The 22,987-nt window shown below is 54.1% G+C and carries 28 protein-coding genes; 18 read left to right on the plus strand and 10 right to left on the minus strand.

What is annotated here, in order from left to right; all coding sequences use genetic code 11:
• Together AC2FFP_RS21815 and AC2FFP_RS21820 are read left to right on the plus strand one after the other, a co-directional pair.
• Nucleotides 1-609: TCP-1/cpn60 chaperonin family protein (locus tag AC2FFP_RS21815; protein ID WP_496881501.1), on the plus strand; the 609-nt coding region annotated here is incomplete at its 5' end.
• A gap of 411 nt (nt 610-1,020) precedes the next feature.
• The gene (locus tag AC2FFP_RS21820; RefSeq protein WP_496881502.1) at nt 1,021-1,248 is read left to right on the plus strand and encodes a hypothetical protein; all 228 of its coding nucleotides are present in this window, start codon (nt 1,021-1,023) and stop codon (nt 1,246-1,248) included.
• A 167-nt stretch (nt 1,249-1,415) separates the two neighbouring features.
• Here the strand turns inward: AC2FFP_RS21820 and AC2FFP_RS21825 are convergent, their stop codons facing one another.
• Complete coding sequence (locus AC2FFP_RS21825; RefSeq protein ID WP_496881503.1) at nt 1,416-1,652, minus strand: hypothetical protein; 237 nt, start codon at nt 1,650-1,652, stop codon at nt 1,416-1,418.
• Between the two features lie 155 nt (nt 1,653-1,807).
• Between AC2FFP_RS21825 and AC2FFP_RS21830 the strand changes: the two genes are divergently transcribed.
• Nucleotides 1,808-2,539 carry a Crp/Fnr family transcriptional regulator gene (locus AC2FFP_RS21830; RefSeq protein WP_496881504.1) on the plus strand — a complete coding sequence of 244 codons (732 nt, stop codon included), beginning with the start codon at nt 1,808-1,810 and terminating at the stop codon, nt 2,537-2,539.
• A 54-nt stretch (nt 2,540-2,593) separates the two neighbouring features.
• Here the strand turns inward: AC2FFP_RS21830 and AC2FFP_RS21835 are convergent, their stop codons facing one another.
• Nucleotides 2,594-2,794: a hypothetical protein gene (locus AC2FFP_RS21835; RefSeq protein ID WP_496881505.1), complete on the minus strand. Its 201-nt coding sequence runs from the start codon at nt 2,792-2,794 to the stop codon at nt 2,594-2,596.
• 171 nt (nt 2,795-2,965) lie between these two features.
• Nucleotides 2,966-3,505 carry a hypothetical protein gene (locus AC2FFP_RS21840; protein ID WP_496881506.1) on the minus strand — a complete coding sequence of 180 codons (540 nt, stop codon included), beginning with the start codon at nt 3,503-3,505 and terminating at the stop codon, nt 2,966-2,968.
• Nucleotides 3,506-3,727: 222 nt separating this feature from the next.
• Here AC2FFP_RS21840 and AC2FFP_RS21845 point away from each other — a divergent pair, with 222 nt between their 5' ends.
• The 13 genes from AC2FFP_RS21845 (at nt 3,728) to rpsU (ending at nt 13,488) form a co-directional block, all read left to right on the plus strand.
• Nucleotides 3,728-3,979 (plus strand): hypothetical protein, encoded by a 252-nt coding sequence (locus tag AC2FFP_RS21845; RefSeq protein WP_299893153.1) that lies wholly within the window; start codon nt 3,728-3,730, stop codon nt 3,977-3,979.
• A gap of 59 nt (nt 3,980-4,038) precedes the next feature.
• The gene (locus tag AC2FFP_RS21850) at nt 4,039-4,392 is read left to right on the plus strand and encodes a hypothetical protein (RefSeq protein WP_176865328.1); all 354 of its coding nucleotides are present in this window, start codon (nt 4,039-4,041) and stop codon (nt 4,390-4,392) included.
• A 57-nt stretch (nt 4,393-4,449) separates the two neighbouring features.
• Nucleotides 4,450-4,755: a hypothetical protein gene (locus AC2FFP_RS21855; protein ID WP_496780897.1), complete on the plus strand. Its 306-nt coding sequence runs from the start codon at nt 4,450-4,452 to the stop codon at nt 4,753-4,755.
• A 344-nt stretch (nt 4,756-5,099) separates the two neighbouring features.
• Nucleotides 5,100-5,621 carry a hypothetical protein gene (locus AC2FFP_RS21860; protein WP_496881507.1) on the plus strand — a complete coding sequence of 174 codons (522 nt, stop codon included), beginning with the start codon at nt 5,100-5,102 and terminating at the stop codon, nt 5,619-5,621.
• Between the two features lie 14 nt (nt 5,622-5,635).
• Entirely contained in the window at nt 5,636-5,878 is a 243-nt protein-coding gene (locus tag AC2FFP_RS21865) for a hypothetical protein (protein ID WP_299664525.1), read from the plus strand.
• 639 nt (nt 5,879-6,517) lie between these two features.
• Nucleotides 6,518-6,724, plus strand: coding sequence for a cold-shock protein (locus AC2FFP_RS21870; RefSeq protein ID WP_496770095.1), 207 nt, complete (start codon nt 6,518-6,520; stop codon nt 6,722-6,724).
• Between the two features lie 72 nt (nt 6,725-6,796).
• Nucleotides 6,797-7,798: a fatty acid desaturase gene (locus AC2FFP_RS21875; protein WP_496770093.1), complete on the plus strand. Its 1,002-nt coding sequence runs from the start codon at nt 6,797-6,799 to the stop codon at nt 7,796-7,798.
• 417 nt (nt 7,799-8,215) lie between these two features.
• The gene (locus tag AC2FFP_RS21880) at nt 8,216-8,803 is read left to right on the plus strand and encodes a hypothetical protein (protein ID WP_496770090.1); all 588 of its coding nucleotides are present in this window, start codon (nt 8,216-8,218) and stop codon (nt 8,801-8,803) included.
• A gap of 912 nt (nt 8,804-9,715) precedes the next feature.
• Nucleotides 9,716-10,915: an N-acetyltransferase DgcN family protein gene (locus AC2FFP_RS21885; protein ID WP_496881508.1), complete on the plus strand. Its 1,200-nt coding sequence runs from the start codon at nt 9,716-9,718 to the stop codon at nt 10,913-10,915.
• Nucleotides 10,912-12,033 (plus strand): alanine/ornithine racemase family PLP-dependent enzyme, encoded by a 1,122-nt coding sequence (locus AC2FFP_RS21890; RefSeq protein WP_496770086.1) that lies wholly within the window; start codon nt 10,912-10,914, stop codon nt 12,031-12,033. Before AC2FFP_RS21885 ends, AC2FFP_RS21890 begins: the two co-directional genes overlap by 4 nt.
• Before the next feature lie 49 nt (nt 12,034-12,082).
• Nucleotides 12,083-12,295, plus strand: coding sequence for a hypothetical protein (locus AC2FFP_RS21895; protein ID WP_496770083.1), 213 nt, complete (start codon nt 12,083-12,085; stop codon nt 12,293-12,295).
• 119 nt (nt 12,296-12,414) lie between these two features.
• A complete protein-coding gene (locus tag AC2FFP_RS21900) occupies nt 12,415-12,696 on the plus strand; it encodes a hypothetical protein (RefSeq protein WP_282154323.1) in 282 nt (93 codons plus the stop codon).
• 591 nt (nt 12,697-13,287) lie between these two features.
• Entirely contained in the window at nt 13,288-13,488 is a 201-nt protein-coding gene (gene rpsU, locus AC2FFP_RS21905; protein WP_496737746.1) for a 30S ribosomal protein S21, read from the plus strand.
• Between the two features lie 161 nt (nt 13,489-13,649).
• Here rpsU and AC2FFP_RS21910 read toward each other — a convergent pair whose 3' ends face one another.
• Together AC2FFP_RS21910 and AC2FFP_RS21915 are read right to left on the minus strand one after the other, a co-directional pair.
• Nucleotides 13,650-14,303, minus strand: a complete 654-nt coding sequence (locus tag AC2FFP_RS21910; protein ID WP_496737745.1) for a DUF2461 domain-containing protein — start codon at nt 14,301-14,303, stop codon at nt 13,650-13,652.
• 802 nt (nt 14,304-15,105) lie between these two features.
• On the minus strand, nt 15,106-16,134 hold the full coding sequence (locus AC2FFP_RS21915) for a GlxA family transcriptional regulator (protein WP_372574879.1): 1,029 nt from the start codon (nt 16,132-16,134) through the stop codon (nt 15,106-15,108).
• A gap of 144 nt (nt 16,135-16,278) precedes the next feature.
• Between AC2FFP_RS21915 and AC2FFP_RS21920 the strand changes: the two genes are divergently transcribed.
• Nucleotides 16,279-17,673: an FAD-binding oxidoreductase gene (locus AC2FFP_RS21920; RefSeq protein WP_496737744.1), complete on the plus strand. Its 1,395-nt coding sequence runs from the start codon at nt 16,279-16,281 to the stop codon at nt 17,671-17,673.
• A gap of 1 nt (nt 17,674) precedes the next feature.
• Complete coding sequence (locus AC2FFP_RS21925) at nt 17,675-18,619, plus strand: homocysteine S-methyltransferase family protein (RefSeq protein ID WP_372574881.1); 945 nt, start codon at nt 17,675-17,677, stop codon at nt 18,617-18,619.
• A gap of 63 nt (nt 18,620-18,682) precedes the next feature.
• On the opposite strand, the gene AC2FFP_RS21930 is transcribed toward AC2FFP_RS21925, so the two are convergent.
• The 5 genes from AC2FFP_RS21930 to AC2FFP_RS21950 form a co-directional block, all read right to left on the minus strand.
• A complete protein-coding gene (locus tag AC2FFP_RS21930; protein WP_372574882.1) occupies nt 18,683-19,159 on the minus strand; it encodes a DUF6653 family protein in 477 nt (158 codons plus the stop codon).
• Between the two features lie 48 nt (nt 19,160-19,207).
• Nucleotides 19,208-19,810, minus strand: a complete 603-nt coding sequence (locus AC2FFP_RS21935; RefSeq protein WP_372574883.1) for a glutathione S-transferase N-terminal domain-containing protein — start codon at nt 19,808-19,810, stop codon at nt 19,208-19,210.
• On the minus strand, nt 19,807-20,205 hold the full coding sequence (locus AC2FFP_RS21940; protein WP_372574884.1) for a cupin domain-containing protein: 399 nt from the start codon (nt 20,203-20,205) through the stop codon (nt 19,807-19,809). Before AC2FFP_RS21940 ends, AC2FFP_RS21935 begins: the two co-directional genes overlap by 4 nt.
• A gap of 245 nt (nt 20,206-20,450) precedes the next feature.
• Nucleotides 20,451-21,173: a hypothetical protein gene (locus AC2FFP_RS21945; protein WP_496737743.1), complete on the minus strand. Its 723-nt coding sequence runs from the start codon at nt 21,171-21,173 to the stop codon at nt 20,451-20,453.
• Nucleotides 21,174-21,285: 112 nt separating this feature from the next.
• Entirely contained in the window at nt 21,286-22,830 is a 1,545-nt protein-coding gene (locus AC2FFP_RS21950) for a cytochrome-c peroxidase (protein WP_372574886.1), read from the minus strand.
• Nucleotides 22,831-22,987 lie beyond the last annotated feature (157 nt).

The following is a 22,987-nucleotide window of genomic DNA, read 5'->3' on the forward strand; positions in this document are numbered from 1 at the left end:
TTCTCGACTGAATACACCGGCTATCATTCACCGTCTGCATTCAAGCGCGTCAATAGTCAAAAGATTGCAACAGAACCGCTGCAGAAACGTCTTGCTAAACTGGCAGGCGGGGTCGCCATCATCCGGGTCGGAGGGGCCACGGAGATTGAGGTAACGGAACGCAAAGACCGGGTTGACGACGCGTTGAACGCCACTCGCGCGGCAGTTCAGGAAGGTGTTGTTCCAGGCGGTGGTGTTGCGCTGGTGCATGCGAGCAAAGCGCTTGCAACCCTAAAGGGCGCCAACTCCGACCAGAATGCCGGCATCAGGATCGTCCGCCGATCGATCCAGGCGCCGCTGCGCCAGATTGTCGAAAATGCCGGCGTGGACGGATCGGTCGTCGCGGCAAAGATCATCGAAAGCGAAAACACATCCTTCGGGTTCGACGCTCAAACGGAAACTTATGTCGACATGCTGACAGTGGGGATCATTGACCCCACCAAAGTTGTCCGGATTGCTCTGGAAGATGCGGCGTCGATTGCAAGCCTGCTGATCACAACCGAGGCGATGGTCGCACAAAAACCCTACAGGTCCGGGACTGCATCAGATTTGGAACCCTTGAGGGCGTGACGCAGGTCTTTTGACCCAACTACGGGACCACCACAATGCAGTCGGTCGGTCTGTGACATGCAAACGTATTGAGAGAAACCAACCTGAAAGGGATTCAGATGTCAAAAGGTGACAAGAGGCGCGGCAACCGCGAAGTTAAAAAGCCAAAGAAAGCAAAGGAAAAAATTGTGGCGACGGCCGATTTCTCAAAGGGTCAGAGGCCGGTCAAGATCGGGAATAAGAAAAAGTAATTTTCATAGTCGCAGGACGAAGATTGCAACCAAGGAGGAGCGTGCAGGATTCGCGTCGTCAGGAAGGGATGGAGACATGGGCAATGGCCGCAACTCCGGGCCATGGTATCCGAAGGCCATTGGAGCGCCGCTCTGGCATGCTTCGCAATTTGGTTTCCGAAGTTTCTGATCCATTCCCGGATTGTTCCTAACTCACTATAACGACGCGTTCGGTTTCGTCCCAGAGCGCGAGGCTTGTGCAGCGCAAGCTATCGCGGAGAGTGATGCGCCGGGTGTTGGCAAGGACGTCATGACCTCGAAGGACCTCGGGAAGACGATAGAACGGGATACGGCTGGCCAGATGATGAACACGGTGAACTCCGACATTCCCGGTGATCCAGCTCAGCATTCCGGGCAGTGCTTAGTTTGAACTGCCTTAAAGCGCCGCATCCTGAATGCTCCAATCATGTTCCCGCTGCCATCTGGTTTCCTCGAACTGGTGCTGCACGTAAGAAAACCACATGCCAGCAATTGCAGCGAGGAGCATCGTCGGCAGAAACACGAACAACAGGACGTCCAAGTACCCGGCCGCGTGATCTAAGATCGGCGCGAGAAGTTACCGCTGACGATAATCTCGTTGATCAATTTGGCGACTGCCGAATGGGTTTCTTGCTCTAATTCCGAACCATTGGCACACTCGTGGGTCACCGCGGCATCGCGCAAAACCCCGACGATCTCACGTTCCTGAAGAAGATTGAGATCGTTTAAGGCAAGTAGAAGAGCCTCGCAGATCGAGAGTGCAGCCATGCCTGCGGGATCATGGTGGTCTGACATTGGGGTCATTCCTTTTAAGGTCACTGGTTTCGCAATCTGGCGAGGTAGTGATGGTTTTTCTATTGTCACATGAGTCTTGGTGTTTTGGACTGATCGAAAGTAGCCTCAACACCAATTTCTTCGTAGAGTCTTTGCAGGCTCGGGGAAATCCAACGATGAACACCAATACCAGCCCGCTAACACAGAAACTCTCGGCATTTGTTGCCTTGGCAGAGGCTGAACTGGCCGTTTTGGAACAATTGCACCAGCGGAGGAGAACCTTTGAGGCTGGCCGAGATCTTGTTCATCAGGGACAATCGGAACAGGCTGCCTATATCCTCGCCGCCGGCTGGGTTGTTTCATATAAGATTCAGCCTGACGGATCACGCCAAATCGTCGATTTCCAGATTCCAGGGGATTTCCTTGGGCTGCGCAGCGTTTTGTTGCACACGTCAGACCATGGCATTGAGCCGATTGTTGATATCGAAGCCGCCGAAGTTCTGGTGAGCGATCTTTTGCAAGCATTCGCAGAGACACCTCGGCTTGCCACTGCAATTTTATGGGCCGTGTCACGCGACGAAGCGATGGTTGTCGAACATCTTGTCGGGCTTGGGCGGCGTGATGCGGATGCGCGCATGGCACATTTCCTACTGGAACTTGGAGTCAGGCTGTCGCTTGTGGGGATGGGCAGCAAGAAAGGCTATGCCTGCCCGCTCACACAGTACCATCTTGCCGATGCACTGGGATTGAGCGCCATTCACGTCAACCGCGTCCTGCGCAAACTCAGGGAGGACGAGTTGGTTACATTTCGGGATGGGTCTGTGACGTTCAATAACTATGAGGGTCTGGTTAAACTGGCGGATTTCGATCCAGCGTATCTGGATCAGAAGCGGCCGCTTCTGGCCTGATTGGGTCCACAATCTGGTTTTGGACGATCCTGCCTACATCTCCAACGCGTGACGTTACATCAGCGCCCTACTGGCTTCCTTGAGTTCCTTGTGAGCCTCTTCGTCATTTTCTGCTTCGTGGGCACTTTCAGCGGCCTGATAGTGTTTCAATGCCGTCGCCTTTTTGGGGCCTTCAGGCGCTTTGTCCCAGGCGGCCTTGACGGAGGCCATGTGCTTGACGGTGAGGTTTTCCTGACTCTGGTCTTCATCATTCATTGGAATGTCCTTTCCTGACCGTCCGAGAATAAGAAGCACGAGACTCATACAGCCCTTTTGGTGAGCTACATGTTCCCCGCGCCCCTCAGGTACTCAAAAAAAATGCCAACCAAATACACAGCGGACACATGTCACCTAGCGGGTTTCAGAGCGCCTTCGTACTGACGCAGGTTAGCCCGCTTGAGCCAGATAAAAGATCCGCGCAAACATCAGAGCGCCCATGAGTGCAATCAGCATCCAATAAATCGGGATCCTGGGGCCGTTATACTTTATTGTCTCTGGCAGTTTCGAAACGCGATGCGACACGCGCTTAGGTAACAAGGCCACCAACTTTGTCGCCACACTACCGCTCGCATGATTAAGCGTGGGTACATCTCTGACTGTTGAAAGATGCGCTTTCAGCCGGGCATGCGCTGCATCTCGGCCCAGAAGTGTAAGCTCACGAGCCTCGGTCCAAGGCTCGAGCCCGAGACGCGCAAGGGCTGACAAAACCGTGACTGTTGCACCGGTTTTGTCTTCACCCACTTCTGCAAGCAGGAAAGGGTCGTAGTCGGAGCCATCCGGGCGAAGAACATCTGATACAGACATGATTTTTCCTTTCGGACTGGGGGAGCGGCGCTCGACAAAAATCGTTGGGACAAAGATACCGACCAACGCGTTGTATACCGCATTCAATATTGCTTGATTGCTGCAAGGCGCAAAGACTTGCATCTGCCTGGATGCGCCACCTTCTAGCCCCGATTGTCGGGAGTGAGGCTGTTGCACACATCCTGACAGTAAAGAATCTGATGGGTACTAACTTCGATCAGCATAAAGCCCGTGGGTTGGGAATAATATAGCCCTAAGTGCTGTGACTTGACGGGGCATCTGGACTGATGCGGCCGACCATGGTCGGTGCCGGAAATCCAGCGATCAATTCAACGGAGGTATGGGATGCTCACGCGTTCGATCAGATCAATGGTGACGTTCACCAATGCCTTCAGGTTGGGAAACAGCGACATCGTGTTTCCGGCTGGTGCGTATGAAATTCTCTTCGAGGAGGAGTTGCTGCAAGGCGTCAGCTTTGAGGCTTACCGACGCACCGCGACCTACCTGATGGTCAGAGGTCGAGGGAGTCATGTCGGTCAAACAACGATGCACATGACAACACAAAAGGATCTGGAGCACGCCATTGCCTGCGACTAGGCCCGTTGTGAAACAATTCAACATAGCGAAGCGGCGCTTTCTCCGCTGGAGGACTTGATATGACCAATCCTGAATGGCTGAAACCTGGTATGTATGGCGCGCTGCTCGGCGCGGTGTTTGTCGGCGTTGTTGGATTTTCTTGGGGCGGCTGGATGACTGGCGGAAGCGCGAACAAGTTGGCAAGCGAAATGGCGCGGGACCAGGTGATCGCGGCGCTCGTGCCAATTTGCCACGACATGTCCCGCACGGATAATCAGCGTTTAGCAAAGCTCGCAACGATCCAGGCTGCCACGTCGTACAAGCGACGCGACGCCGTGATGGATGCGGGTTGGGCAACCATGCCTGGTTCCGATTCTCCGAACCGCGATCTCGCCAAAGCGTGCATAGAAGGGCTGAACCTTGATGCATCTTAATATGATTGCGTCAAGGCCGCCCTTGTCAATTCACACTGGTTTGCTACGGTAAGTGGGATGTTTGGATTGCAACTGGAAGGCGACCAAGGAACCTGTTCGACCCTTGGTGTTAGAAAGTGGGATGCCGATGCAAGCAGTCTGAAATTTCCCTCAGGTACAATCTACCGCGGCGCAACAAGCGATCACACTGGCTCAGCCAAACTCACCGGGCCCGTCAGGCGCGAAATGAAAATAGGCATGAACTACAACGCTCTTATTGGGGGCAATAAACGCGCCGGATGTCGCGAGAATTCGACTATGCAAGGAAAACTTGCCAAAACTAACGGGGATAGCGAAGCCTGCCTAAATTTGAAGTTGTTGTAACTTCTCAAATAGCGCTCCGCGGTCCGATACCGAGCGTCATGTGCTGATTTGCTTGGCAACGCGCCGTAGTAAATCGGCCCTTCAAACCCCATATACTGATAGGCTACGTGCGAATTTTCGGGTCTGACCGACGCACCGAGGTCTCAGTGGAAAATCCGAAATCGATTGGGATCATGTCTTTCAATGACCTGGCTATTAGGTCTGCCGTCCTGCTGAACCGTCGAATAAGGAAACCGACAATCAGGGCGGCAAAGGCCGGTTCAGCCAATCTCGAAAAACCCCGAGAGTCGCGCCGGAACGGGCTGGCGAGCCCTACCTGGCCCTTAATCGAAAGGACCACCGCAATGGATGACCAATTCAGCAAGACCATCGCAGTTTTCGACTGGCCATTCACAGTGCCCGGTTTCGCAGAAACGCTCCCCGCCGGCGAGTATGAAATCGAGACCGAACTCACCTCGCCTCCGGATCACCAAGACCCGGAAGCTTGGAAGGCCTCGGTTGTTGTCCACCTGCATCCACGCATTTCCCATCCGGGATTAACCCGGAGCCTAACCGTTTCATTGATTGATCTCGACAATGCCCGCGCGAAGGACAAGCTTTCAGGAAGAGAGCTGTCTGATGTTTTTCTGGAAGAAATGCTGGCAGACCCAATGGTGCAGCTTGTGATGCAGGCCGACGGGGTATCCGAGGCCCAATTGCGCCATCTTTACTCGGGATCGCGGACAACGCGGGAGAATATCGATCTCGTTGACCAAAGTCCCAAAGACGATACCCCGCAAGTTTTTTCGCAGGACAGCTCTGAAATTCAGAACGCCGAAAATGAAGGGATGCCATGCCAACAGCCCACTTCGCCTATGCCCGAATGAAGTTGAAGAAGCGAATGCCTGAATCAACGAAACGCGAGGAACTGATGCAAAAGAAGAAGGAATTCATCGTCTCGGACCCGCCAAAGCGTGCGCTTGCAGATGCGCCAAAGGAACGGTTCTGCTTGCGCTGCAAATCCTCTTTCTGGAGCGAAGGTTTTGGCGAACGCATCTGTTCCCGCTGCAAGGCCACCTCTGCTTGGCGCGCGGCCGTGCCGGAAGGCGTCAGTCAAGGTCGCCGCTCTGGCGGCCGGTCGTGATAGATCCCTTGATTGTTTTTAGGGCTGCCTGGCGTCGTTGTCCGAGATAATGCGAAAGCCCCCTTCGTCCGCGGTGCCTACCTATCACAACGCACGGATCTCGCCCGCGCAGCGAATGGCCGGTTTGATGGGCTGCGATGCAGCATTTAGGTCGGCTGACCGGCGGCAGCTATGGGCCGTCCATGACCGGCAAATTGGTGTCTTGGTTGGGAATGCTGTGACGCCTCCGATGTCGGTAGAGAGCCCATTTGGGGAGCGGATTTGTCGGCGCTGCAAAGGACTGAACGCTTGGCGAAACGGTGTGTCGGTTAGACCTGGGTTAGCTCGGCGTCGTTAATTTCTGACAACAGTGCAACCGCCCAAGCTTGATCATATTTCAGGCGATGTTATTGGTGTATAAGACCTCTTCACCCTGATTTTCCGTACCAGCCCATCGGTTAGCTTAATCTTTTCAAGATCGTGCAACTCTTCGGGGGATCAAGGCTTGTTTGATGCTCCCCAGCAGCCCATCTATACTGGGCTAACGTTTTTCTTTTTCGACCTGCTGTCTCCCAAAATCGGCGTTCAGTCTTTCGATTCAGACCGACCACGCCGAGCCGTCGCAATAGTGCGGGCCGCTGATATTAGGAGACTTACACCATGGCAAATGGCACCGTGAAATGGTTCAACTCAACCAAAGGTTTCGGCTTCATTGAACCGGAAAATGGCAAGAACGACGTATTCGTACATATTTCGGCGCTTGAGCGGTCCGGCATCAGTGAACTTCAAGATGGCCAGAAGGTCACTTTTGATTTGGAATCTGGTCGTGACGGGCGCGATAACGCCGCTAACTTGGCGCTGGCCTAAACGTTTTATGGGCACCCTTATGGGTGCCCGTTTGGACATTTAAGTCCGATGAGAGATCGGAGGGCCACCAGGTTGCAACCTCAGGATTGGACTAGAGTTCTCGCGCAATACCGCGCACCGAACACCGGACGCAGTGTCTTCGAATTGACAATCACTGTTATACCTTTTGTTGTGTTATGGGTCGCTGCGTGGCATGCATTGTCCATTAGCGTCTGGATCTCCACTTCGCTGGCAATATTGAATGCCGCCTTCCTGGTCCGCTTGTTCATAATCATGCACGATTGCGGTCATGGGGCGTTTTTCAAAAGCCGTGTACTTTGCAATTGGACAGGCCGGTTTCTGGGTGTTCTGGCGCTCACACCATATGATGTCTGGCGCCAAACCCATGCAATTCACCATTCTTCAACCGGTAATCTGGATCGGCGCGGTATCGGAGACTTACCGACCTTGACTGTCGACGAATATGTGAACCGGAAGTGGATCGGACGCGCCTTGTATCGATTGGTTCGACACCCATTGTTCATGTTTGGCGTCGTCCCAATCTATACGTTTTTTATCCTATATCGGCTGCCCGTCGGATTAATGCATGCTGGCTGGCAGTATTGGCTAAGCGCAATGGCGACAAACGTTGTGATAGCTACTGTTTTGGGTGGAGTCTATTGGGTCGGAGGTGTGGATGCACTGTTGTTTGTGTTTCTCCCCACAATGATTTTAGCTGCTTCAATCGGTGTCTGGCTTTTCTACATCCAGCATCAATTCGAGCACACAACCTGGGAACACGAAGAGCAGTGGAAACTACAGCATGCAGCATTCTATGGCAGCTCTCACTATGCGCTACCTGGTCCTCTACGCTGGTTCACTGCGAATATAGGTGTGCACCATGTTCATCACATGGCCAGCCGGATACCTTTTTACAGACTTGATGAAGTGCTGCGCGATCACGGTGAACTCGCCGATTGTCAGCGCATTACGCTCTATGAAAGCCTGCACTGTGCGCGGCTGCACCTTTGGGACGAAAGCCGTCAACGCCTGCTGACATTTTCTGAGGCGTTATCGCACGCCAAAACTGCATAACTTTCAATGTAGTCTGGCGCGCACGAGGTATGCTTCGATTGTATCCTCACTAAGTGCTCGAACGGCCTTTAGACGGTGGAGATCGGTCAGAGCCCTCATTACCTGTTCTTTGTGATGCAGCGAATGTCGGCTTCAGAGTGGCATGCTAATGAGGCTACATAAGTGGTCACGAATTTGCCGATACACAAGGCGAATGCCAGATTGAAACAATTTCTTTCATCGGCATCCTGGGACTTGGAAAAAGTGTTAGGCCGATGAACGTTGTAATACCGTCGCCAAGTGGTTATGTTAAGTCCACTAAAGTTCTGGTTTTCTGCGGCCTGGGCGTATCGCCTGCTAGAGTGAACTAAGTTCTTCCATCATGAAAATTCAGCTGTCACGTCCTCTACTTGGATCTGATGTTTGGGAAGGTTGCCGATGTTTTCGCGCACAACCACATCGCTTGTGACGTTTGTCGATCCGTTTGTGGTGATCAGACGCACCGAAGGCTTGCCAAAGAACCACAACGCAACTGTTGATCAATTGAAATTCCAGCAGCCCGAACTGCGCCTATCGGTCATCACGCCCTGGGTATGGCGCGGGCTCGAGATCAAGGTTGCGCAAAAAGACACAAAACAGCGAGGCGGCGCTTTCTCCGCCAGAGGATCTAAAATGACATTTCCAGAATGGACGAAACCAGGCATCTACGGTGCTTTGTGTGGTGCGATTGCGGTCTCAATCCTTGGCTTTACCTGGGGCGGGTGGACAACCAGCGGTGGCGCTCAAGAATTGGCGAAGGACCATGCAAGCGAAGAAGTGACGCTCGCGATGGTGCCGGTTTGCCTGAACAGGTCAGCTGCTGACCCCAAGCGCGAAGAAATAATCGTAACCCTCCAAGAGGCCTCTGGCTTCAGTCGCCGCAAGGCTATGATGGATACGGGTTGGGCTACGTTGCCGGGGTCGGAAACGCCAAGCCGTGACCTTGCAGATGCCTGTATCGCGGGGCTTGAGCTGGATGGATCATAACTCAAAGGCAATGCCGCAACTCTGTCAGGCGATCTGGGGAGCGCATCCGTCACCAGGCATTCAGATGATTGCGGCTCTGATTGTGCTCCCAATCTGTGCTCTGCTTCTGTTTTCAACGCCTGCATATGCTCAATCCACATCGCAACCTGTGCCTGAAAATGCCACTGCAAAGAGCTACGGTGACGGCTGGAAATGTAACGCCGGGTATAGGCTGAGTGGCGATGTCTGCGCCGTTGTCATAGTGCCAGCAAATGCGTATCCGACCAACCGCACCTATGGCTCTGGTTGGGAATGTCTTCATGGGTTTCGCAAGAAGGATGACACGGCCTGTGTTGCGGTGATTGTACCTGATGGCGGGTTTCTTGATCCATCAGGTGAGCGCTGGCATTGCTCTCGCGGTTTTCTCAAAATCGACGACACATGCCAAGAAATTGTCGTACCCGCAAACGCTTACCTGGCAGCTACTACCTATGGGCCAGCGTGGAAATGCAAACGGGGGTTCGAAGCATCGGACGACCTTTGCGTCGCTATTGAAGTCCCGGCCAACGCGTATCTGAATTCATCAGGATACGGTCGACCCTGGACATGCGAACGTGGGTACTTTGCACAAGATGGGTCGTGCGCGCCCGTTGTGATCCCTGAACATGCCTTCTTTGACGATGCAAGTTACGGAACGGGATGGAAGTGCGAGCGGGGATACGCTGCCTCAGGTGCGAGCTGTGACGTAATAGACCTTCCTGCGAATGCCCATCTCGACAGGTCCGGAAACCGGTGGGACTGCAACAAGAATTTCAAGTTATCTAAGGGACTTTGCATTCTCGATAACTGAGCGTGCGGCACGATATTCTCGACTTCATTACCCAATGGTGACGGCAGCGTTGCCTTCGGTGTCGACCACAAAAAGGAAACATCATGAAAACCGACTTTAGCGCGGCTAACACTATCCGTCGTCCCGTCAGCGGTGCACAAGCGCCGCCATTGACCAGCGATGAACCCATAAGATCAATCTCTACCACTAAGATCGTCTCGCCACCAACTGCGATTGTCTATTGCCAAGGTAACTTCGCCAACATTGATGGCAAAACTGCTAATGGCCTTGTTCGTCATTCAGAGGCCTACAGGATCCTGTCTGTCATCGATAGCAACCACGACGGCGAAGACAGCGGGCAGATTCTTGACGATGCAGTAAACCACATTCCGGTCTTTAGAAGTTTGGACGCTGCTGTCGCCCATGAAACCGTCATCCCAGATACCCTCATTTACGGAATGGCACCATCTACGGGGAGACTCTCATCGACAGATCGCGACGTTGTTCTCGATGCGATTTCACTTGGTATGAACATCGTCAGTGGATTGCATGAGTATTTGAGCGATGATCTCGAAATCGGGTCTTTTGCAGTCGAACGCAAAGTCACCATTCGAGATATTCGAAAACCTAAACCCAGCAAGGATATGCGCCTGTTCGACGGAAGTATTGCAGGAGTGAAGGCACTGCGCATAGCGGTTCTTGGAACCGATTGCGCCATTGGAAAACGGACAACAGCAACCGTATTGGCCCGCGCCTTGAACGCAAGGGGCATCAAGACTGTTCTTGTTGGTACGGGCCAGACGGGTTTGATGCAGGGCGCAAAATATGGAGTGGCAATGGATGCCGTGCCGCCGCAGTTCTGTTGCGGCGAGCTTGAAGGTGCGATTGTTGACGCTTCCGAGGCTGAACAACCCGATGTCATTTTGATTGAAGGTCAAGGAGCGTTGAGCCATCCGGCGTTCTGCACATCCGCCTTTATCCTGCGGGGCAGCCAGCCGGACGCCGTGATCCTTCAACACGCTCCAAAGCGCGCGCATCGCTGTGATTTTCCCAATATGCCAATGCCCAAGCCTGCAAGTGAGATTGCCCTCATCGAAGCGTTTGCTGACACAAAAGTCATCGGCGTCACGCTCAATCACGAGGGGATGTCTGAGGCCGAGATTACCGACACTATCGCCGCACAGTCACAAATGCTCAGGTTACCCGTAACGGATGTGCTCAGCCGGCCGGCATCGCATTTGCTTGCAATGGTTGTCGCCGCCTATCCTGGGTTGCATCAACCCACGCCTGTGGCTGCGATATGAGTACACCCCGCATTGAGGTGCATCTGAGCAAGATACGCCACAATGCAAAGACTGTGATCGGGCGCCTCAAGACACGCGGCATCAGCGTCACCGGTGTGACCAAAGCGGTGTGCGGGCATCCAACCATCGCTCGGGCCATGCTGGACGGTGGCGCTGTGGGACTTGCAGAAGCGCGTCTTAGCAACGTTCGGAAGTTACGCAATGCGGGCATGACATGCCCGATCACCTTGATCCGTACACCAATGCTGAGCCAGGTCGATCAGGTCGTCCAGTACTGTGAGGCAAGCTACAACACAGAAATCCTCGTGATTACCGCTCTAGCCGCCGCCGCGATCCGGAAGGACTGCATTCACGGCATTATCCTGATGGTTGAGATGGGCGATCTGCGCGAAGGGATCATGCCAAAGTACCTCGGCGCAATTGCGCAGCAAGTGGTGGATATGCCGGGTGTCGCGCTAAATGGCATCGGAGCGAACTTCGCATGCCTGAGTGGAATTGCCCCGAATGCAGCAGACATGGACGCCTTGTCTGTCTTGGCGAATGACACAGAGGGGCAGTGTGGCCCCTTCCTTCAGACGGTATCTGGCGGTAACTCGGCCAACCTTCCTTGGGCCTTCAGTGGGCACCCAGCTGGTCGCATCAACGATTTAAGGCTGGGGGAAGCAATACTTCTGGGCGTTGATCCGGTTTCCGGAGATCAGATAGGCGGGATGTATACGGATGCCTTTACGCTTGTCGCCGAGGTCATTGAAACAGGGTCCAAACCTTCATCTTACCCTCAGAGCATCTGCGACCCGGTATTCAAAAGACTTCACCTTGTTCCAAAAAGTAGACAGAGCACACAATTAGTTCTCGCCATTGGTCAGCAAGATACGGACGTTTTGGGGCTTTCTATGCCTCCCAGAAACAGACTCATCGGTGCAACAAGCGACCATCTTGTCATCGGCACACCCCATTCGACACAAAACGTAGGATCGGAAATGAGATTCCAAATGAACTATAGTGCGTTGATGAAAGCTATGTCCGCTCCTGACGTTCAGACAAAGCTGCTCCATCGCAGTCCTTTACGACACGCGCGTGTCCCTCAAGGACCAGGCAATCACCTGGCATCAATTTGAAATACTCAACTGACAAATGCGCCGTTGAAAACGGATAGGAGAGTAACCATTGGCAAAGCAGAAAAAAACAACTGCCTTCAATGCACACGTTCCCAAGGCGGAAACGCCGATGGACAAAACAACGCGGGTCGTTAGGGAAATGGTCAACGAAGAAGCAGAGCAAAGACAGATCAAGAACGCTCGGCTTCGCAAAACTCGGCTCGAAAGGGATGCGACGACTCCATCTGAAGCCTGTCCGCCGAAGCCCGCCAAAAAGCGGTGACAGGATCGTTGGCCCTCCTCTCCGCGCGACTTGATTGAGCGAAACACAAACAAAGTGGCTAGCGAGCACTGTTTATCTCATGCATCAGTAGCGCCCGTACTCGTTTCAAGGATATTGCCATGACACTCTCAGATGAGAGCTCAGAAAAAGTTCACTACATCTGTCAAACATATGTGGAACGGAAGCCAGGACGCGGAGGGCAAGGAAGCTTGAAAATTGGCAAGCAATTTGAATACTCCACGGCAGCGGAAGCACAAAACAGAGCAGAAAGAGAAGCGCAATCCGACGATTGCGCTGGCGCCGATGCCTACATGGTCAGTGAAGATCCGAACAGTGGCGAAGTCGGGTCGCCAAGTTTCCTCATTAGGCTTGGCAACGTCCCGGAATTTGATGAGTTTTAGATATTTTGGACGTGGGTTTTGCAAAGAAACTGGGCCATGAATACCAGAAAAAACGGTCATTGGTGCAAGCGCAGCGAAAGCTACTTTTGTCCGCAATGTGTGAGTTCGAGCAGCGCCAAAATTTGCACTTGCAGCGAATGACCGGAATGTGGGCTGCGACCGCAGAATGCCAGCAGGGTGCCGAATGTCTCTTATGGGCCGCAATGGCAGGAACCCTTCCAAGGTCAGGAATGAACGGGGTTCGCCGGGACGTGGTGGGCTCTAGTCAAACCACCATCTAATTGGCAGCCACGTGGGCAAGATCACGCAGAAATTTGGCACTTTGGTCGTCGGCCGGAAAAAACAGCTCAATCTTCAAATCGTCCAGCGTGACATCCGTGACCGTGCTGAATTGCGCAATGGTTCCAAACAGGGAAATGGGCCGTGTGCAAACTTGATACCATCAAGTCTGAATGACAGATGCCATGAGCATGACGATTACCCTCAACCCAACCTGCACCCGTTATGCTGTACAATCCAGGACAAGATTGCTATTTGGCCTATTCCTGCAAATCATTGCAAACTTCAGACTAGAAAGGTGGTGTAAACCACATGCAGGTTAGTGTTCGCGACAACAATGTCGATCAGGCCCTTCGGGTTCTTAAGAAAAAGCTCCAGAAGGAAGGCGTTTTCCGTGAAATGAAGCTCAAGCAACATTTCGAGAAGCCGTCCGAGAAAAACGCACGCCAGAAAGCTGAAGCGATCCGCCGCGCCCGTAAGCTGGCACGTAAGAAGATGGAACGCGAAGGGTGACATAGGTCATTTCCCGACGCTGAAAAACAGCCCCCGTTGTCCGATGGCATCGGGGGTTTTACGTATCAACGGGCTATTTGGATCGAGATCGCTGTCGGTATTCAAGGATGTAGTGTTATCACACGAAAACAACTCCGCTCGCACAAATTTTCTGATGTGGCTCAGTCGAAGTAGCGCACCAGCGGGCTGGCGGCCCGAAAGATCACGACCAGCAGATCGATTACCTCGTCTTCAAGCAGCAGAGCGTCCGGCAAATCTTTGCGGCATCCCAGGCCAGCCATTTTCAAATAGGGTGCGGCGGGGTCGCTACTTGCAAAGCCTTCCGGCACAGTGCCCAACGCCTTTCGCGTGACAATTCCGTCTGGGAAAGTCTTTTTGAACTCAGGGCCAGCCAAGATGGCACTCATGCCGTTCGGATCATCGACCAAACGCATCCGCAAACGAGCGAGCGCGGCCTTGGATGGTTGGAATAATGCTGCACCCGCGTGGCAATTCCCTGGCTCGATGTGGAGGTAGTATCCGAAGTCCTCTGCGGGATTACCAGCATTGGCAAAAACATCCACGTCCGAGCGGTATAGTGCACGCCCGATGCGGTCTCGCGGCTCCTGAAAGAACTTGGTGTAGCTTCGCTTTGGTTTGATCCCCGCCTCAGCGACGAAAGGATCAAAGCGATCAGCATAGTCGTGCAGTGTCATTGCGATACCAGCGAAATTGCGCAAGGCGTCGTCGCGTTCTTCGCGGTGCTCGTCCATCCAGGCTTTGCGGTTGTTCATTCCGAGATCCGCAAGGAACGCAAATGTTTCTGGCTCTACCACCGGCGCAACTCCTGTTTCGCAGTTGCCAAGATGCCCAATGCGGCTATCTCACCAAGTCACTGTAAAATTGCAGTCGGCCTATGCCGATTTATTCTGTGCCTTTTTGCCAGTCTTAGTTGGCCTCTCCCCATGTCGTCCGGCAGTGCCGTTGAGCGCTTGATGCCAAGCAGGCTTCTTGACAGGGTTTGCACCCGGGCGCTTTGCCTTGGGCTTTTTGGATTTAGGCATTGGGTGTCCTCACTTGGTTTCAGGCAGCCATAGAGGGTTTGAGACCGGATTGATACCACCCAGTTCGGGCGTGGACATGACGTTAAGCAACAGAGATCGGCGCAGTTCAATCGTACCTCCATGTTAAAACTCATCAAGGTTTGTTTTGCCCCAGCTACAAAACAGATCATTTAGGAATGCTGCGTCGTGCATGAACGGCAGCAATGGCGGGCTGCGACCGCAGCATCTAGAGTGGTTGCCGGAAGTCCGGTTTGGGCCGGATTATCATGCCGCTTTAGAAAATGCGTGAAATCTGGGCAAAGGCCGGTCAGGGCTCTTACCACCAGTTGAAGCGTTCCGCAGAGAATGGCAGGAGTGAGCCCACAACGGAACTGTCGAATTCTCGTTGCGTACGCTCGCATCATAAGAAATGTCGAAGTAGCACAAACTGGTGCGCTGCGACGCAGCAGGACAACGGGTCATTCATGCGGGCCCCGCCAAATCTGAAACTGCAGACTTACATAGCGGCAAACTATCTGTGAGTTCGTAGCACTTGTGTGAAAGATCTTTGGTTCACTTCGGGTTTAAGCAATACTCAATGCGGACGGGCGATTTGAGAGATACGCTGGAATTTCTTCCTGTATGCCGCCGGCGACAAACCGGTACCGCGTTTGAATACGCGCCGAAAGGATGCCGGATCCTCATATCCAACAGCCGCTCCGACATCGTCATTTGAAAGCTCATCAGTCTCCAGCATTTGTTTGGCTTCTTCGACGCGAAGCGCCTGAACATACTCGATCGGGGCAAAGCCCGTCGCCATGCGAAATCTTCGCGAAAAGGTCCGTGCATTCAACCCCGACCGCTCAACCATCTTCTCAACCGGCTTGGCAGAGGCGTAATGATCCGCGATCCAAACCTGGCAATCAGAGATCGGACCATCGTTTGATTCCATCGGGCGGGTCATCACCGAATAGGGTGACTGACCTTCGGCGTGCCCACTGAACAGGAAGACCTTGGCGGTTTCAATCGCGGTTTGGTAACCACAATATCGTGCAATCAGATAGACCGTGAGGTCATGCCAGGCGGTGACCCCACCTGCGGTTACGATCCGGTCAGCCTCAGCTGCCAGGCAAAGTACTGTTTCATTGCGAAATGTAATCTTGGGAAAATGGCGCTGAAACATATCGCGATAGGCCCAATGTGCAGTCGCCTGATGGCCATTCAGCAACCCGGACTCCGCGAGCAACAAGGAGCCGGAACACACCGATGTCAGTAACGCCCCCTGCTGGTGCATCCGCTTGAGCCAGTCGACTTCGCGTGGATATCGACCTTTGGGCACATCATAAATCGATGTGTACAGGTCGCAGATCACAACAGCGTCGGCATCGTCAATTTCGCCAATGGAGCTTTGTGGCTCCACCGGGATATTGCCGATACAGTGAAAAGGCTTGCCATCTGCGGATACGATGCGGACATCCAGAAGTTCATCACCCGGGGCACCGGTCACCATATCCGGATAAACTGCACCTGCTGACATCAGGACATCGTAGAGCCCATAGAGGACCGATGCGGATGTTTCCGGGGCGGCGAGCAGCACGATGAGCGGTTTTTTGGCGGTGTCCATATAACCCTCCTGTCTGAAATGGCACGGTTTTGGCAAGTTTGCCATATTCGTTTGTCCAGTATGCCGCATCTTTGGCCATCTTGCCACTGATGTGGGTGCCGCCAGTGGCATAGCATCCCAGAAGATCACAAAGGGAATTGCATTATGAACAGTATGGATACAGACCAGAATTTATCACCTGTCGGACTCAAAGCTGAGACATTGATGCCCGGCATGGCAGAGTTTGATGAGACGCGCGCCGTGTGGAACGCGATGATCGACCGGAAGCCTGCAATGATCGTACGCTGCCGGAATGCAGATGACGTTGTCGCCGCTGTTAATCACGCGCGCAACAACGATCTTCCAATCTCTATTCGCGCGGGGGGCCACAATGTTGCGGGCCATGCAGTTTGCGACGAGGGTCTGATGATCGACCTCAGACTGATGCGCAACGTGACTGTGGATGCCGACAATCGCACCGCATCGGTGGAAGGCGGAGCGCTTTGGCGGGACGTGGACGAAGCAAGCCAGGCCCATGGTTTGGCAACACCCGGTGGCCTGATCTCGGATACCGGTGTTGCCGGATTGACCCTGTCAGGTGGGATCGGCTGGCTGAGGGCCAAGCATGGGTTGTCGATTGACAATCTTGTTGCGGCAGATGTGGTGACCGCCGATGGTAAGTTGGTTCACACGAATGCAAAAGAAAACCCTGAACTGCTCTGGGCACTCAAGGGCGGTGGCGGCAACTTTGGAGTGGTTGTCCGGTTTGACTTTGCCCTGCATCCCATCGGCCCCGAAGTCATGTTTGCTGCCCCGATCTATGCTGTTGAGGACGGGCCTGGACCCATCCGGGCATGGCGCGACTTTCTGGCGAAACACGGTGATCTAGTTGGATCACTGTGCGAGTTTTCAACGGCGGGCGGTGAAGACTTCCCAGAGGAAAGCTGGGGAAAACGCGTCTATACTTTGGCTTGTGTCTACAACGGAGATGCCGCCGAGGGAGAGGCGTTGCTGCAACCCCTTAGTGAACTCGGCAATATGGTGACCGACTTCTCGAGCCGAATGAATTATTGTGATGTGCAACAGCTCTTTGACACGCTGATGCCAGCCGGAGAATATCGGTGCTACTGGAAGGCGCGCTACCTGTCGGAATTGTCGGATGAAATGATTGATCTGGCGATGAAGAACGCTTCCGCTGCCCCTTCGGACAACTCGATCTCGTCTTTGTGGAACTTTGGTGGTGCCACGGCAGCAGTCGCGGCAGAGGCAACGGCCTTTGGTGACCGATCCATGGGCTGGATGTATTCCCTGGATGGCGTGTGGTCAGATCCGGGTGACGATGCGGCCAATATTGGCTGGTCACGTCAGGGCTGGGAAAGCGCTGAACCGTACGGTCATCACGGCCGGGCCTATCTGAACTTTCCTGGCCATGGAGAGGACGGGGACGCGTTGACGCGGGCTACGTTTGGCGCGAATTATCAGCGGTTGGTCAAGATCAAGATCAAATATGACCCTGAAAACCGGTTTCGCTTTAACCAGAACATTCAGCCGGAGGTCTAATATGACCGTTCAATCCCCACTTCCACCAATGGGTTCCGGCGAGTTCTTTCTGACCGAAGGCGGTACAGAAACAGAAATCATGTATCGCCATGGGTTTGAATTGCCTGAGTTTTCAATGCTACCGCTTATGGACAATCCTCGGGCTGTTTCCGCAATGCGAGATGTGATTTCTCAGCAGCTTGATGTTGCTGCCGAATTTGGCTTGTCGTTTCTGCTGACCGGCTTTGACTATCGCGCCAGCCCGGACTGGGGTGCAAAACTGGGCTATTCAGCGTCAAGCTTGGCAGATGCAAATATTGCCGCAATTGAGCTTCTCCGCGAAATTTCAAAAGGGTATGAAGGTGATATTCCAAACCTTCTGATTGGCGGAATTCTCGGGCCACGCGGCGATGCCTATAGCCTCAATCAGGAAATCACCGCCGAATCCGCCGAAGAGTATCACGCCGTTCAACTGGAGACATTGAAGCGGGCAGATGTGGATTTCGTCAGCGCACTGACATTCAACAATATCGAGGAATCTGTTGGTGCCCTACGCGCGGCGGAACGGATCGGTCTGCCATTGTCGGTTTCTTTGACGCTCGACAGTACGTGCAGGCTGAAATCAGGCCCCACGCTTGCCGAGGCCATAGTTGAAATCGACATGCAGGCCGGAGAGGCGGCGCCGGAGTACTACATTGTCAATTGTTCCCACCCGCTTGAATACGAACCGGCCCTTGAGAACGGAAACTGGATCAAACGGCTGCGCGGCGTGCGCCCGAATGCGTCGAAGATGGAGAAGCTGGCCCTGTGCAAATTGCACCACATTGAGGATGGCGATCCTGTCGAACTTGGCTCACAACTGTTCAGCCTGACGGAACGCTACCCGCATATGGACATTTTCGGCGGTTGCTGTGGAACAGGGCACAGACACCTGCGAGAGATTGCGAAAGCGCTGGTAAGACATTGACGGTCAAGTTCAGCTGATGCACCGATTTCCTCAGTTCTGTCTGCAGAAATGAGCATTGAGGGCTCAGTCACTCGTGTCAGCCAGCAGCCAAACCATGCGGTCCAGAAACCAGAGCTTTGCACCTATAGCCAGCGTCGAGCCTACGAATACCCAACCCAATTCGAGCCGCCAAAGCCCGACTGCGAGAATGACGACCCCGAGCGCGGCGGCATATGTCAAACGACTTATGACTTGTGCATGATGGATGGGGATCGACGCCGTTTTGCGATTAAGCCAAATACGCTCACCCAGCACACCTTTGGTCATCCAGGCGTCGTGATGCTGCGGCGGGCCAAACAAGCGTGGATTGAGCCAGGTCCAAATGACAACGGCCAGAACGAACCAAAGTGCGCCCCAGCCCAGCCAGACTCGGCTCCAGATAGCCAGGCAAAAGAGCGGAAGGATTGTCATGCGCGACCAACCACTCCACGGGTTCGCATGTCGTTGCCAGGTGGCGTCATCCATACCCATCAGGCGGGCCGATAGTTCCGCGATATCCATGGTTCATTTCTCTTGTGTAGCAAAAACCTTGCGAGAACAGACTCCGCGTCATCTGATATCAGAGGCAAGCGCATCCTGAACGTAGGTTAGCGTTTCGATCCGATTTGCGTGGGCTCGTATGGCAGGCCAATCACGGGTGCAAAGCCCAGAGTCGCATATCCAGCGAGACATAACATACATGTAATAATCTGCACCATTGGGAGTGTCTGCACACAAATATTGCCGCCCCGTCAATTGTGTCTCAATGACGGACAACCGGTTTTTCAGGTGATGTTGACCGGGCACAAGGAACTCTCGCGGGGTGTTCGGGCGAAATAGCGGGCTGAAGCTTTTGTGGATTTCTGTCGCAACAAAAACAAGCCAAGTCATGGCCTCTTGTCGCCAAGTGGTCCCTTGCAGGCCCAGCAGCGCGGCCTTTGGTGCTTTGAAGTCGATCCAGTCCAGAATGGCAATCACCTCTGTCAGGCAACTCCCATCATCCAGCACCAATGCCGGGACATAGGCCTTTGCGTTGATTTTGGAAAAGTCGGAACCATCCCGCAATTGACGAGAAGCGTAGTCAACTTCGATCAAATCAAACGGAATGTTTGCCGCCCGCAGGGCAATATTGACGACAAGCGAACAGGCGTCTGGGTAGTAATACAGCTTCATTGGAAACAATCGACCGCGACGGGTGCTTGTGTGAGTACAACAAGAGCCAGATCATAAGGTCCTTCATTCACCTCAAACATGCGATGACCTTTCCCCTGAAGATCACGCGCCAGAAACTGATCCCCAACCTGCAAAATCCGCGTATCCAGATTGCTGGTTTCTATGCGCACGGTCCCGCGCAGGACCGTCCCAAGAACCACGGCTGGCGCGGTGTGCCATGCATCCACATAACCTGCGGGATGATGCATCATCAGAATTCTCTCGGCGTCCAACGGTGGCGAGATGCGGTATCCCGATGGAGAGGGCGGCGTGAAACTGCCTTCTTCCAGAACCCAGGCATGATCCAAAAATCGTGAGCCTCCGGTTTCATCCTGGTCAATGCAAATGATCTTCATGGCTGGGCTCCTTGTTGGGGCGGTTCTTGCGGGTGAAGTCATGTCTTGGCCTCGTAGCATAGCTTGCCCAGACGGGAGGTGGTTTGCACAACCGGCAACCAGTCCGGCAAGCCTCGGACATCTATCGTTGCGTCTCACATCTGTTGAGCGGGGCAAGACGTGGAAGCGGTGTGTTGTATTACATGACAATTTGCACCTGCTTCCAATGATCGGAGCGGGCACAAAACCCGCTCCAATACGCAGCCTCAGAGACCGGTGCGTTCAGGCAGCGCGACATACATCTGAACATGCGTGACGGTCGAAAATTCGCCCGGCAGCGGACCATAGGTCTTGCCATCGGAGTGCCACGCCAGACCCAGGTCGGCAGCAAGATGTTCGCCGCTGAGCTGAAGACAGGGTGTGATCGTGCGCTCAAAATCAGCGGACCCGTCGGCATTGGCGATAAAAGTATTTTCAGATCCATCGCGGGCGCCAAATGGCAGATCATAGGTGCCGATGAACGGGTCAGTTGGTGGCCAGACCATGAAGTCATGCCATATCGTGTAAACTCCGTTCGGGATCAGGTTTTCAAAGGCCAAATCGACGGTGCCGACACCATTTTCACAGGTGTATGTGCCGCTGCCTTTGGCCGCGAACCATTCGCCAAGGGTTAGTCCCAGCGGACGGCCCTTGGGGTATGGACCTGTATCACTGGTGTCAAGAAAGTTGTGTTTTACTTCGACCCCCGGCGCATAGAGCGGCGCGTCCATATCGCGGGTCGCCGCTGTGGGACGGAACACCTCTCCTGAGCCCGGGACTTCTTCATAGAACACATCCTGTTCGGCCATGCCGTCGTCAATATGAAAGACAAAGGTCAGCGACATGCTTTCCGGCGGATCATAACTGGTCTTGGTGGCGTCCTCTGCGCCAGATTGGGTCGCAGTGGTAAGGGTAAGCGCGGCAGCGCTGATAAGAAAGATGGGTTTCATTTTAGGGTCCTTTTGGTTGGTGGGAGGCAAATCTGCCTGGTGAACCGGCGGGTACGGGTGCCGGAGCTCTGGTGAAATTGCAGATGGGGCTGGGAGGTCGCGGAGTGGGCCTTTAGCCGTCCGGCAATTTCGGCGTCGGCTGCGGAGTAAGTCCGGAGGGAACGCTTCGCGGAATAAGATCAGAACGATCTTTGGCAGAGGGATCCGTCAATGCTTCGAGGAAGGCCATAATTCTGGCCACTTCGCGATCACTCAGCGTCACAGGTGCCAGGGTATTTGCCTGTGCAATCCTTCCACGCAACGCATCAGATTTCTGCACCCATGTGTCACGCAGATCAAAGGCCGTACGCCGTTTCGGATTCACAGGGCGAAAGATCAAAGACGATCCATTGCCGGTCTGTTCAATGAACTGGTCAATGACCGGTAATTCGGTGGCATCGGCATCATATGCCTCCAGCGAGGCCACGCTGTCGAGATGATGGCGCACCATCATTTCCAGATCAGCAAAAACTCCGTCATGCCCCCATGGTCCCGTGAGCGTGACATTCCGCAGGGACGGCGTGCGGAACGCAAAGAGGTCAGTCGGGTCGAATGATACACGATAACGGCCCTCATCCTCTGTGGCACGGGCAAACCCGGATGCCCGCCAAAGGCTCTTGTCCTCACCGTGGCCTTTGCCCGGCCCGATTTGCGGCACGGCAATGGCGTGAAATTCGTGATCAGTCAGCAATTTGCCCATGTGGCAGGCCGCACATTTTGCCTTGTCATAAAACAAATCAGCCCCGGCGCGAGCGTCCTCGGACAAAGCCGTAAGATCGCCGCGCAAGAAGGCATCAAACGGGCTGTTGTCTGAGCGGAAAGCACGGGACTGAAATGCGGCCAGCGCATTGGCCGCTGCCACCATGGTAATCGCGTCCAGATCGGGAAAGGCGGCGCGGGCCAAATCCTGGTATTTTGGTGTGGCCTGCAGACGTGCTGCCAGCAAATCCCAAGCGTCGGTGACCCTGTCTTCGGCCACTGCGGTTGCCACGGGGTTTTCGCCTTTTTGTCCTGCCATCTCAGACGCGGAAAGTACTGGGAACATGGCCTGCGCCGCCAATAGGTTATCCAACCCTTGTGGCAGATGTTCGCGTGCGGGTGTCCAGAACCCGCTTTGAAAGGTGTGCGCCGGATCAGGCTCCACCCGCCCGTCATGAAACATCGACAGGTACTCCTTAGCGCCGATGTTCCATAACGCCTGTGCATTGCGCGGAATACGTTCGGTGATGCCATCTTTGGTCCGCCGTTCCGGGCCAAACCCGGTCCCTCCTTCGCCTATAGACAAGGCGACGCCATCGCCGCTGCCGCGCGCCGGATCATGGCAGGTCCCGCAGGAAATATTGCGATTGCCCGAAAGGATCGGGTCGAAGAACAGATTGCGCCCGAGCTCAACGAGGGCTTCGTCTGGTGCGCCTTCAAAAAGGAAATCACTGTCCCGAAGGCTATCCGGCCATTGCGCTCGCATCAGGTTTTCCGCCCGAGTAGATCCTGGCGCCAGCAGCAAGACCAGCGCCAGCGAAGTACCCGCTACAGCAATGTATCCCGTCAGCGTCGCTGCGGTAAGCGAACCGATTGATCCAGGGGCGGTGGCCAATTTACAAGTCTTGTAGATAGACATTTGGTTTCCTTTGGGACTTGGGGCGATTGAGACTTGCGTTGCTAAAGTATGCGATGCGGGAATTTTGGATCGGTTTTGAGATCACTGAGATGTTCAAGCCCGACATCCCGAAACAGACCGAGAGGCAGCTCTGCGAATCTGCGGCCCCTATGGGCAA

This window comes from Ruegeria sp. YTSC004 (assembly GCF_059609805.1).